Source organism: Acinetobacter sp. B51(2017), from assembly GCF_003711395.1.
Taxonomy (GTDB): domain Bacteria; phylum Pseudomonadota; class Gammaproteobacteria; order Pseudomonadales; family Moraxellaceae; genus Acinetobacter.
This window is the reverse complement of sequence record NZ_PJRJ01000001.1, coordinates 27,755-39,527: the sequence shown is the minus strand read 5'-3', so window position 1 is coordinate 39,527 and position 11,773 is coordinate 27,755. Positions and strand designations below refer to the sequence as shown.

10 protein-coding genes are annotated in these 11,773 nt (G+C 42.7%); all 10 read left to right on the top strand.

The window, feature by feature from the left end; genetic code table 11:
- Window positions 1-22 precede the first annotated feature (22 nt).
- The 10 genes from CYK47_RS00205 to CYK47_RS00160 are packed head-to-tail and all read left to right on the top strand — an operon-like array spanning window position 23 to window position 11,705.
- Window positions 23-409 carry a DUF4124 domain-containing protein gene (locus tag CYK47_RS00205; RefSeq protein WP_122897741.1) on the top strand — a complete coding sequence of 129 codons (387 nt, stop codon included), beginning with the start codon at window positions 23-25 and terminating at the stop codon, window positions 407-409.
- Between the two features lie 59 nt (window positions 410-468).
- Complete coding sequence (locus tag CYK47_RS00200; RefSeq protein WP_122897739.1) at window positions 469-3,462, top strand: tape measure protein; 2,994 nt, start codon at window positions 469-471, stop codon at window positions 3,460-3,462.
- The gene (locus CYK47_RS00195) at window positions 3,459-3,872 is read left to right on the top strand and encodes a hypothetical protein (RefSeq protein ID WP_122897737.1); all 414 of its coding nucleotides are present in this window, start codon (window positions 3,459-3,461) and stop codon (window positions 3,870-3,872) included. The genes CYK47_RS00200 and CYK47_RS00195 overlap by 4 nt, the downstream gene beginning before the upstream one ends.
- A complete protein-coding gene (locus CYK47_RS00190) occupies window positions 3,862-5,829 on the top strand; it encodes a hypothetical protein (protein WP_122897735.1) in 1,968 nt (655 codons plus the stop codon). Before CYK47_RS00195 ends, CYK47_RS00190 begins: the two co-directional genes overlap by 11 nt.
- A gap of 11 nt (window positions 5,830-5,840) precedes the next feature.
- Window positions 5,841-7,457: a hypothetical protein gene (locus CYK47_RS00185; protein ID WP_122897733.1), complete on the top strand. Its 1,617-nt coding sequence runs from the start codon at window positions 5,841-5,843 to the stop codon at window positions 7,455-7,457.
- Window positions 7,458-7,500: 43 nt separating this feature from the next.
- Entirely contained in the window at window positions 7,501-8,790 is a 1,290-nt protein-coding gene (locus tag CYK47_RS00180) for a hypothetical protein (protein WP_122897731.1), read from the top strand.
- Complete coding sequence (locus CYK47_RS00175; RefSeq protein ID WP_122897729.1) at window positions 8,787-9,083, top strand: hypothetical protein; 297 nt, start codon at window positions 8,787-8,789, stop codon at window positions 9,081-9,083. The genes CYK47_RS00180 and CYK47_RS00175 overlap by 4 nt, the downstream gene beginning before the upstream one ends.
- Window positions 9,080-9,481, top strand: coding sequence for a hypothetical protein (locus tag CYK47_RS00170; protein WP_122897727.1), 402 nt, complete (start codon window positions 9,080-9,082; stop codon window positions 9,479-9,481). The genes CYK47_RS00175 and CYK47_RS00170 overlap by 4 nt, the downstream gene beginning before the upstream one ends.
- 15 nt (window positions 9,482-9,496) lie before the next feature.
- A complete protein-coding gene (locus CYK47_RS00165; RefSeq protein WP_122897725.1) occupies window positions 9,497-11,476 on the top strand; it encodes a hypothetical protein in 1,980 nt (659 codons plus the stop codon).
- Window positions 11,469-11,705: a hypothetical protein gene (locus CYK47_RS00160; RefSeq protein ID WP_122897723.1), complete on the top strand. Its 237-nt coding sequence runs from the start codon at window positions 11,469-11,471 to the stop codon at window positions 11,703-11,705. Before CYK47_RS00165 ends, CYK47_RS00160 begins: the two co-directional genes overlap by 8 nt.
- Window positions 11,706-11,773: the final 68 nt, after the last annotated feature.

The following is an 11,773-nucleotide window of genomic DNA, read 5'->3' as shown; positions in this document are numbered from 1 at the left end:
AATTAATAGAGGGTTATGAATAATGAAATCCCTAATTTTAGCTATGTTGTTGGTGGGTGGGTCGGCACAGGCAGCCATCTATGAATGTAATATCAATGGTTCAAAAACTTTTCAATCCAAGCCATGCCCAGGTAGCAAAGAATTAAGGCAACAGGTTGAGCAATCAAAAGCACAACAAGTACGCAGTGAACAAGCCAAAGCCAACTACGAGACACAAGAGGCAAAGCGCTTAAAACCAAAGATTGGTATGACGATGCGCGAGGTTGAGCAATCAACATGGGGTTATCCAACTAAAACCAACAAAACCACTACCACAAATAATGTGTTTGAGCAGTGGGTATACCGAGATAGTCGCAGTACACGCTATCTGCACTTTACAAACGGCAAACTAACAAGCATTAGTGAATAATTCTTAAGACATTCAATGCAACCCACCAATTTGGTGGGTTTTTTATTAGGAAAAAGAATATGGCGGGCAAAGATTTAAAGTTCAAATTGGTGCTAGAAGCTGACAGCAAGACCTTTATCGCCAATATTAAACAGTCTGAAAGTGCAGCAAAGCAAGCTTTAAGCTCAATTAAAGCTGGCACGGTTTCTTTTTCCACTGAATCTAATAAAGCAGCAAAATCATCATCTGAATTTGGCAACCAAGCCAAGGTTACGGCCAATCATGTTAGTGTGCTTGAGCAAAGCGTTAGCGAAACCAATAATGAGCTAAAAGAAACACGTAGTGCAGCAGATCAGGCGCTTGGCGGTATTAATGGCTTAAAAACAGGCTACACGGCGCTTGCAGGTGTATTGGCTTCAATCGGTGTGGGTTTGGGTGTGGGTGAGCTTGTTAAAGCTGCCGACTCATATACTAATTTAAGCGCTCAGATTGTAATTGCCACACAAAAAGGTGGTGACTTTGAATCTGCCATGGCAGGTGTGCATCGTGTAGCACTGGCAACAAATAGCACCTTAGATGCCACAGCAGCACTATTTACACGTATGAACGCCGTGGGTAAAGAAGTTGGTTACTCACAAGAGCAAGCCTTAAAACTCACTCAAACCATCACACAGGCCATTCAAGTGGGTGGTGGTTCTGCTGAAGCTGCCGATGCAGCTGTTACGCAGTTCATCCAAGCCATGCAAGGCGGTGTACTGCGTGGTGAAGAATTTAACTCAATCATGGAGGGCGGTATTGGTCTTGCTGATGCTTTAGCGCGTGGTTTAGGTGTCACCACTGGCGAACTGCGTAAGATGGCTGAAAATGGTGAGTTATCGTCTGAGCGTGTCGTTAAAGCTTTAAGTAGCCAAGCTGAATCAGTCCAAGAACTTTATAATAAATTCCCGACCACCATCGACAATGCTCTACAACGGATCGTAACACAGTGGCAAATACTCATTGGTGAGATGGACCAAGCTAATGGTGCATCAGCAACGGTGGCACAGTGGCTCGTCACACTTGCTGACAATATGCATGTGGTGGAAACACTGCTCAAAGATATTGGCGAGGGCTTTGTCTGGGTTGGGGATCAGCTTAAAAAGGTTGATGTTGCAACGATTGAAGCACTTAAAACCGCTTTATCTACTGCCTATGGTGCGCTTAAGAACTTAGGCTCAATTGTAGGTGCAACATTTAGCGCAACTGTGGATGTGCTGAATACAGCATTGAGTAGTGTTCTGTTTTTTGGCAATGGTGTGGATGAAGCAAGCGCGAAAAGCAATGGCTTCACTAAATTTATTGAAACACTCAATATTGCACTTGGTTTTTTAAGTGATGGATTTTCAGCAATTGAAATTGGTGTAAATCTACTTGTTGGAGCATTTTATTCTGCATCATCAGCCTTTGTGAATCTTGCATCTACCTTTACATGGGGTGATGTAAAAGACGCAGCTTTGGCAAACATGGCACAAATGCAAGCCAAGGCCGAGGAATACTACAATAGAGCCCAGAAAGGCGCGCTTGAGTTTGAATCGCGTGGTGTTGCTGCGTACCAAAATATAGCTAAAACCCAAGAACAAAAACAAGCTGAAAGTCTGGAAAGCGCAAAAGCTAATTACGAAGCATTAATTCAAGAAAAAGCCACTGAAGCTGCAGCGGTTAAAAAACTTGAACAAGACAAACTTGCCGCCGTGCAAGCGTATGCCGAGGCTGCCATTGCTGCCAATAAAGGTGTGATGGATGGTGTGGTGCAAGCGGATCTGCTGACCAAAGGGTATATCGTCACACTAGACAGTGCAGGCAAAGTTGCTGTAGAGGTTTGGGAAAGTGCTGCGGATGCACTTGCTGATGTGAACAACCAGGCCACACAAGCACGTAAAGCTGCCACGGCGCTTGAGTTGGATTTATATGAACTCACCAATGGTATCACTGAAAAGTTTGCCCAAAGCACAAAGCAACTTGATACCTTTGTAAATGGCCTAAATGCTCTGGGCATCAAGGGGCAGCGTGTTGGTGAGGTTGTATATGAAGCTTGGTCGAAGTGGTTAGAAACTGCTGACACTGAAGAAAAGCTCAATGTTGCGATTGATAAGCTGCAAGAATTTGGACAAACAGGCAAGCTTTCAGCTGAAATGGTTGAAGCAGGCATGCAGTCGGTTAGAAGCATTATTCAACAATTGCCCGCTGACCTTGATCCTGTTGAACAAGCGTTTGAACGCCTTGGCATTAAAACTAAAGAACAGCTTCGACTTGCTGCACAAATTGCCTTAGTAGACTTTGAAACTGTACGTGCCAGTGGTCAAGCCACCCAAGAACAATTGCAACAAGCGTACGAAAAAACGATTCAACTCGCTTATGCATCTGGTGATGCACAAAGTATAGCTGCTGCAAACTCTAGAGCCGCCTCACTTGGTCTTAAGGTTCAAGTAGATGAAACAGGCAAAACCTCAGTCACATCCATGAATGAGGTTGAAAAGGCGGTAAATCGTGTTGGTCGTTCGTTTGGTGGTTTACAGGGTCATGCGCGTGATGCTGGCAAAGTGATGCGTGAAGAAGCTAAATCATCTACACAAGCATGGAGTGATATGTTGAATGCGATGTCAGGCGCTATGCATGCTACACCAACGGGTTCACGTTCAAAAATGGCTTACGATGAGTCAGCAATTGTTGAGCAACTTAAAGCTCAAAACTATGACGAAAAGCGTGCCAAGCAGCTTGCCAAAGAGATTTATCAAAGCTCTATCTCTGCCAACGGTTCACGTTATAAAAACGTCAGTGGCTCTAATAGTTGGGCGTTTAGTGGGGGCGGTGGCGGCATGTCTAACGTCGATTATGTAGATCAACAGATTGCACGTTATGCGCAGTATGCTGGTAATCAAACTGTATCAACAGGTGCAATAGGAAATACCGAGCCTAAAACCACCATTCGTATTGAAGCCAATGGTCGTTCTGTGGATGTGCAAGCCAATGCAGGTGATCGCGATGTATTAACCGAGCTTTTGGGCACATTAGGCAAACTGAGTAAAACAACATGAAGTTAATTCGCAAATCAACACAAGAAACCGTCTCATTAGAAGACGGTTTCTTGTGGTCTGATGAATTTGATTGGCAGTCTAAACAGCAGACCGTGAAGTATGCCATTGATGGCACGCCACATATTCAAGAGGGTAAAAAATTGGGCGCTCGTCCAATCACTTTAGTGCCTGCTGATACAGGTATGGGGTGGGCAAAACTCAGCGCCGTGCGTGTGCTATGTGAATGGGCCACATTAGCTGAAGAATTTGAGCTGCAATTTGATCTACCACACGATAAACGCACATTTACTGTCGTGTTTAACCACACATCAGCACCGATTGAAACATCGTACATCAAAGGCATTCCACCTGTATCACTCGATGATTTTTTAAATTTAACGCTGCGTTTTTGGAGCAAACATGCCAATTGAAACAAAAGATTTGGTTATTTACCACGCTGAACGTGACACTGATAACGCGGATGGTGGCGGTAAGTATAATGGTCAAGTGGTGCGGGATGGATTGTCGAATAATCTATTTAATGATGTGTCTGAGCTTGATCGCACAACAGGCGATGTATCCATGCGCAAAGTCTATTCTGCGGTTGCTACCGAAGACACAGACACGCTGATGGGTGCCACGGTTTTTGTCTCTCAATTACCCAAAGACCCCAATGTTTCTGCGCTCTTATTTAGCACCGAAAGCTTTACTGATGAACGCCAAGCTGCGCAAAACCGAGTTGAAAACTATTTAGCCAAAGGTGGGCAGATTGCAGGTACACCACTTGATACGCATTGGCAAGGCATGTCTTTGCTACAAGTCGCCATGTTTCAGAATGAGGTGGAGTCTAGTGTAGGGGACACCATTGTATTGATCTCAAATGAGGGTCGGGCTTTAGAGTTTGAGCAATATCTTCGTATCACCAAGGTTGAAACACGTATTGCAATCATGATAGTGGATGGTAAAGAAGTGCAATATAAGATTGCAACTTATACGCTTAATGATGCATTAGAGCGTGATTTTGTGGGGTTGTCTGCAAAGCAATGGTATGGTGGTGAAAAATCAACAACAATCATTCGTGATACCTTAGTTGCGGATACAGGACAATATTATTCATCTGTGCCTTTGGCATCAGCCGCACAAGTGGGCGAACACACTGTAAATGTTGATGATATCTTTGCGCAGCTAATTCCATCAACTCAGGCTGAAACTCCTATTCTTGATGTCAATGCAGCAGGTGAAAATACAGTCTTGGTGGCAGGGCATGAGGATGCCATTACACTGAATTACAGCGACATCAATGTTAGTGTGAATCAAAACCTCTACCTTGGCATCGCCGTGATGCCATCTAGCGTATCGTTTACCTTGCAAAGCCAACAGATCATTGACCAGGCAGGCGTTTTGAAAAACAGTCAAGGTATGCAAATTGGCACGATTGACTATCAACGTGGCCTGATTCAGTGGTTATCAAGCGCACCTACAGGTACAGCCACGCTTAATATCACGCTCAAACCTGCCGCAACGCAAAATCAATACAGCCAAACTGATGCGATTTTGGTGACGCAGAACAACCAAGCATCTAATTGGACAGGCATGTTGGTGCCAATTCCTGCACCAGGTACGCTGTCGATCTCATACATGAGCCAAGGTAAATTTTATGAGTTAAAAGATGATGGATCGGGGCAGATCAAAGGTTTAAGCCCATCGTTTGGTTCAGGCACGATCAATTATGAAACAGGCTCATGGTTGCTGACCACAGGTGCACTCGCTGATATAGATAGCTCAATTTTATTGGCTTGGGGTACACCAATTATCACCTTTGTGCGCTCCAACTTAAATGTGAAGCAAGCCGCTTTTGAGTTTGATTTAGGGCGAGAGGGAATTTTACCCAGTGTAACCATTCAATGGTTGCTTGAGGGAGTCTCCAAAACTGCCACATCCAATGCACAGGGGAAATTTACAGGTGATGCCACAGGTGAAATTAACTATGCATCAGGCGTGGGTAAGATCACTCCCAATAAATTGCCACAAAAAGGTACAGTATTTTCTGTGGTTTACAACTACGGAGAATCATTGCACCAAAGCAAGCCTGCTGTGACACCTGATAGTAGCCAAAAAATCACTTTTACCATCGGCACAGGGGCAAGCATTCAGCCCAATAGTATGGCTTTAGATATTCCTGTCGTGAGTGCGGATGGATTACTCAATGGCGTGGTCACACTCAAAGATGTACCTGTAAGTTCTACGCTCGGTCATCTTGTAAATGAGTATGAGCAGGTGCAAGGCACAATTAATTACAGCACAGGCTTGGTTGAAGTCACACCAATCGGCACAGGCTACCGGTTGAAACCTACCTTTACGATTAGCAGTGCAATGGTTGCAGCATAAGAGGAAAATCTATGTCGTTTTATTCTCCACAGTATTCGAGTGTTTTGAATGAACGTGTTGAACTTAAAGCATTTCGTGCAGCTGATATTGCAGTAACCTATCGAGATACATCAGGCGCTAATTCAGCCACACATACGGTTGTTGCTAATCAACTCAAAGTAGACCTATCATCAGGCTATGATGAACAGATTATTGCGGGCTCAGCACGCTTTAAAGTTGGGGATGACACGTATTTGGATCGCTCAGGCACACTCTATCGTGATGTTAATCCAACAAATAACAGCGGCATTCAGTCAGGCATTATCCAATACGGCACAGGCGTAGTTGAATTAGACAGTTGGACACCGGGTGCAGACAACAGCATTATTCTTGAATCACTCACCACGACCACTGACTTACTACCGATCAACAAAGTCAGTTTTAGAACGCCAATTATCCCGATTCGCCCACAGTCTTTAACAGTCAGTGTGGCAACATTAGACCATGGGCAACTTACACTGAGCGCCAATGAAAATGGGGTGATTGAAACAAGCCATGCGCATGGTCAGGTGAATTGGGATAATGGCTTGGTCACAATTTACTTTTACTTGAAAACCCAAGTGACACCAGATAACCAGACTGAGTTAGAAGCGAATGATTGGTACGATCCATTGCTGAAGTATCAAGAAAATGGATTGACTTATATCAATGTGCCTGTGTGGGTAGATGCATCGACCGTGCGCTATAACGCCGTTGCTTATACTTATTTACCGATTGATTCTGATTTACTAGGCTTATCTGCGACGCGTTTACCAATCGATGGTCGAGTGCCGATTTTCCGAATCGGCAGTATTGGTATTGTGAGCGCTTCTAAATCTAAAACCTTAGAGAGTGCGATTGCAGGGACTACACATTCGCTTGATGACCAACGGATTGCATGGTGTGAGCTTGAAGATGCCAATGGTATGAAAGTCGATTATGACTTGTATAGCGTGGATTATGACTATGGCCGAGTGACTCTTGGTGGTGACTTTGTGTTGGCTAACTTAGCGGAGCCTTTGGTGGTCAAGTATCGCTATCAAGATATGGGTTTGATTCGTGACGTACAGATTAATGGCCAAGTCACTTTTACCAAGCCTTTGACGCATAATTATGATGCAGAAAATACCATTGTTGGTTCAGCACTGGTCATCAATGATATGCAAGCACGCTATACACGCAAATTTACACAGCAGTCTTGGACAAATCAGTGGGAAGATGCACCAACAGGCGCGTTGATTAGTGCTAACTATAACGATGCTTTATATCCTTTTGAAGTCACTAATAAAGGTTCAATCCAAGAACGTTGGTATTTGCAGTTTACAGGTGCGCAGACATTTAAATGCGTAGGTGAATATTCAGGTGAGATTGCTACGGGCACCACCCTTGAGGATTTTGCACCGATTAATCCAGTCACAGGTGTGCCGTATTTTGTGATTAAAAAAGAGGGATGGGGTGCAGGTTGGAGCAACGGCAATATTCTGCGCTTTAATACGATTGCAGCAATGTATCCAATCTGGGTGATTCGCACTGTGAAGCCAAGTGAACCGACAGAGATTTCCGACAGCTTTCAGATTATGTTACGTGGCGACATTGACCGCGTTGTTTAATGAATATGACCGCCGTATGCGGTCTTTTTTATGAGTAATTCGCATGATAACGGATGTAAAGGTACAGTTTTTTAGCCATCTAAATGGCTTGAATTTGGGTAACAATTGGGGGGATTTGATTCGCCTTTTAGATGCAGCCTTGGTGAATGGCCTATCATTACCAAGCATTTCAACAGCATCCATTGATGATCAGGGCGATGTTCATCTTACTTTTAATGCTGATCATAAGGCACTGCTGTTTCAAGTGGTGGAGCTTACAGGTTTTTTACCTGAATCACTCAATCAAAAGTACCGTATTAAAGGTGTACCCAATAACACGCAGCTAATTTTAAAGCCTGCAAACGTATTACCGGACACACCAATCTTAAATAATGGTGCAGCAAAACTTGCATCATTGGGTTATGAGATCATTTTTCGTGATGTCAACGATGTAAAACGTGTGTATCGCGCTAAAAATCCAACCGCACAACATCCGTTTATTCGTGTAGATGAAACCATTAGTGGTTTAAATGGCAACTATAGTGATACTTATGCTAAGTATGCCATGGTTGGCCTGCTTGAGCACATGACGCATATTGATGATTATGCCAATCCTAATGTACTACAGTTGCCGTTTGATCCAAGCGACCCTGCGAAAAATTGGAAAATTACAGGCACGGGAACCGCCGTGGTACGTGGTTGGAGTCACTGGTATTATGCGAGAAATGGCGACTCTTTCGCATTAAAAGAAAATGCAGCCACACCACTAAATGGAGCTCGCTACTTTACAATTATTGGTGATCAGGATGCTTTCTATTTCCTTAACTCACTTACTGCAGACACAAATGGTTATGATCGGAAAATCATCTATGGTTTAGGGTTGTTTAAATCAAGCATTAACAATAGTGTTGTGCCAAATTGGTTCTTAGCAACCACATTACATCAATTTAGTGCTAATCAGAGCTTTGACTTATCTGCCAACTCACCATTTAATGGAAGCTTGCCATTTAGCCTTAGCGCCAATCATTGTGATTTTTTTACAACACGATATACACCTGCTGAAAAAATAAATAATCACATTTTAGCTAAACCAATTCTACCTGACTACCAAAGCGGATTTTCAAACAAATTTCCGCAAAACAGTGGTTTTTCTGCACTACAAATCCCGTTCTATGATGAACTTGGTTTTTTGCGCGGAACACTCAAGCATATTTGTTATAGTGGCAAGTCAATTGTAAGTAATAAAACCACACCGCAGAATGCTGATTTTAGTATGGCTGTTCTTGATTCAGTGTTGACTGGTTCTGCTGGCCGAAAAGGTTGTTTTGCATTTTACTTGGGGGAATTAGAATGATTTGCTCTTATGAAGCTAAAAAATCAGGAAGTCTTATTCAAGATATAAGCAAACCAAATCTAGTGTTAGCTAAAATCAAGGGCACTACATCAAAATTAGGTGAGCGTTACAATGGTGCATTAGTGACACTATACAATAAAGTGAATTTACAGCCGCTTGCGGTGACGCGCTCAGATCAAAACGGTGATTATCAATTTCTTGGTTTAAATACTGACTTAAAAACTTTTATTGTGGCATTTGATCCACAACAAGAATATAACGCCGTGATTTCAGATAATGTGGTGCCAAAATGATCATTATTCCATCTCAAGCAGCACAAGTTTTAGCGCTACAAGCATATGCTGCTTTTTTAGATTCGGGAAGTAGTGCTGCTTATTTTATGTATTACTCAGGCAATAAGCCTACCTCGATTGATGTGGTTGCAGATTCCGCAAATGCACTCTGTACACTCACTTTACCTAAGCCGTGCTTAAAGCAAGTTTTAAGTGATGGTATTGAGTTGCACGAAACCAATTCAGCCTTAGCTACACAAGCAGGTGTGGTGACATTTGCGCGTTTATACAATGGTAATCATGAGCCATTTGCTGATTTTGATGTGGGTTTGATTGGTACACATATCACTTTAAATAACACTAATATTGCGTTGGGTTCTAGTCAAAAACTCGAGAGCATTATTCTCAATCCGCTTTAATAAAAAAGGTGGTTTATGTCTTACACACCACCTGAGGCGCACAGCGTCAATCTAAATTTTGATACACCCCTCAGCCCTATTGATAGTCACAATTTAGTCTTAAATTTTGGTGAATTAGGTGTAAAGCCTAACGTATTAAAAGCACCAATCAGCACAGCTTTTAAAGCAACAATATCTGGCACCAATACACAAAGCAAAGTCAATTGGGGGCAGTTGCATACATCTATCAAAACGGGATTTTTGACGCAGATTAGTGGCACGAATTATGAGCAAGTTGATAATCGTGGTGTATTGCGTGCACGCTTTGATTTAAGTTTTTTATCAAACATTACTGCAACCAATGACATTAATCATTTGGTGGGTGTGTCGCTTGGATTAAGTCATTGCTATCAAAAAGCAAAAGCATGTTTAAGTGAGATTAATCTACCATGGTCTAAGCCGATCTTAAGAGCCTCAAATGAGGCTCTTTTTTATGATCCAAGTTTAAGCTTAAGCCAACAAGTTGCTATTGATTTTGAAAATGGGTTGACGCTAAGCCGTGCTGTGCAAGCCATTCATGAGCAAAGTATAGGTTTAAGTAGCTCTATATATTTAGATTGGCAAACGCCCGAAACGCGCTTTATTCATCAGTGTTATGTACATGATGAGGGTTTAAGGCTCATACATCAACGACAGACTGCTTGGCAAGAAATGTTGCGCAGACGCAAAACATTAAGCTATGCGCATGAAGTTGCTGAGCAGCTAACCCATTGCTTTAGCTTTGCTTATGATTTAGGTCTTGAGGTTATCACCAAGACTCAAATCAATTGGGATCAAACCAAAGCGATTCACTATCGCAAGCATAAGATTAAACCTTGGCCAACGCCCGAAAAACCAAAGTACGTCGGTGGCACAGATTTAAATTTTACCTGTTTATGTGCAACAGATAGCCTTAATTTGGTCTTAAATTTTGGTGCAGAGGATTGCATCCCTGCATTAGCGAAAAAACAATGGTGGTACGTTTTGAATCATTTACACGCAGAGCGTCTCGATACAGGCGAGAAGATTATTGTCTTAGGTGGTTCGTACAGTTGCAGCCGTGACACATGGTGCTGGTCACATTCGATCACTGTGGCACATACTGAAAAAGCCAAACTACAACCGACTGACAATCAACCTGTGATTTTAAAATTAATGATCAATAGCTTTGAGCATCATGTATTGCTTGAGACAGATCGAGAAACAATTAAGTTTGCAGATCGCACTTATACTTATAGTGGTCGCAGCGTCACCGCTTTAAATTCAAGTGATTACGCCGCTAAACGCTCATTTATCCAAGACAATGACCGAACTAGTGTGCAGCTTGTACAAGCCGAGCTTGACCGTGCTTTAGCAAATACGCAATTAGATTGGCAACTCATTGATGATGTGGGGTGGCCTGTATCGGCACAAAGCTTAAGTTATACAGAACTTGCACCGATGGATGCGATTAAACAGGTGGTTGAGTCGGGCGGTGGCTTTATTTATAGCCAAAAATCAGGCAATCAGCTTTCGATCTTGCCGAAGTATAAAAAGGGCCATTGGGATGTATTAAACGCTGCTGATTACGATATTTTAATCAGTGAAAGCGCCGTGCTTGAGCAGACCATTGAAAAGAATCCTGAATATTTAGCCGACTATAACGCTGTGACTTTGGTTAATAGCCGAAGTGGTGATGATTGGAAAATTAAGCAGCGCAATTCCGCAGGTGATATTCCATTTGAAACCACTGTTGGCCCCATGTTTGATGTGATGTCAGCGCAAAGCAACGGCAAAATGCAGCTCATTCAAGCCAATGTGCAAGAGATTCATACTTTTTCAGGCTTGCCGATCACCAATGAACTTGGGGAAATGTTACCCGGTAAAACCATTGCATTTGGTGGTCAATGGTGGGGTGTGATTGACTCAGTATCGGGAAGTTATTCACACAGCGAAGCAACTGAAACGATCAAAGTGGAGCGTATTCATCGTGACTAATCCATTGTTTGAGCTTAGAAAATTACTTAATCCAACGCACGCTGAATACATCGGCGTAATTACATCAAAAAATCATCCTGAGTATCGTGTGCAGATTGATGGCGGCACAGGTCCGGTATTGTGCACAAGCGGTACACAGTATAACCTCGGCCAACGTGTCTTTATTTCCAATCAAACGATTTTAAGACCTGCACCAATTACAGGTATGCATTCAGAAATTGAAGTTTAATCGAGGTTGAATTCAACTTTTAATAAACAACACCAAAATTTCACCCTCCTAGTGAGGGTTTTTTATTA